Origin of the sequence: Porphyromonas sp. CAG:1061, from assembly GCF_000435035.1 — a bacterium.
GTDB lineage: Bacteria > Bacteroidota > Bacteroidia > Bacteroidales > Porphyromonadaceae > Porphyromonas_A > Porphyromonas_A somerae.
Window position 1 is genome coordinate 1,596 of the sequence record NZ_HF988949.1, and the last position, 596, is coordinate 2,191.

Here is a 596-nt window from a genome sequence, read left to right on the forward strand (position 1 = left end):
CGCCTCTCGCAGCACCACCACCCGATATCGACTACCCATAGGATAGCGCCGACAGTGAGCCAAAAGCTCGTCCACTCCACAGCTAGAGCCATAAAGAAGAGAGTAGTCAAATCCACCCCAGCCCGACTCATCCTCACCCTCCTCCGCCTCCGGAAGGTAGGTAGAGACAATTTTTTTCTCTATCTTGTCGATAAAATACTCCTCCTCACCCATCAAGATATAGATAGGCGAAGGCTTTTGGTCGGGAGAAAGACGGCTCAATACCGTCTGTGGTTGGTCACTATAGGGCATACAACTACATTATTTATAAGAGAGGCACCACCCGAAAAGGGCTGGCACACCCCCAATAGATCACAAATATAATGAAATAAAAAGAATAAGGAAATGGCACCCACTGAGCAAACGATGATATACGATCCCATTCGGAAGAAAGAAGTCCCCCTCACCCCCGAAGAGAGGGTACGCCAAGCCGTCGTACACCTACTCACACACCAACTCGACTACCCTCCCACTCTGATCGCCAATGAGTACACCATCACCGTAGGCAAACTCTCGCGCCGATGCGATACCGTCGTCTTCACCCCACAGCTACAGCC

The 596-nt window shown here is 50.8% G+C and carries 1 protein-coding gene and 1 pseudogene; one reads left to right on the plus strand and one right to left on the minus strand.

Annotation, left to right across the window (positions count from 1 at the left end; genetic code table 11):
• Positions 1–291, minus strand: a pseudogene (locus QVO39_RS08370) (DNA polymerase III subunit delta); the annotation flags it as partial.
• Positions 292–384: 93 nt separating this feature from the next.
• On the opposite strand from QVO39_RS08370, the gene QVO39_RS08375 reads away from it, so the two are divergent.
• Positions 385–596 (plus strand): type I restriction enzyme HsdR N-terminal domain-containing protein (locus tag QVO39_RS08375; protein WP_288171950.1); only part of this gene is annotated, 212 nt, incomplete at its 3' end.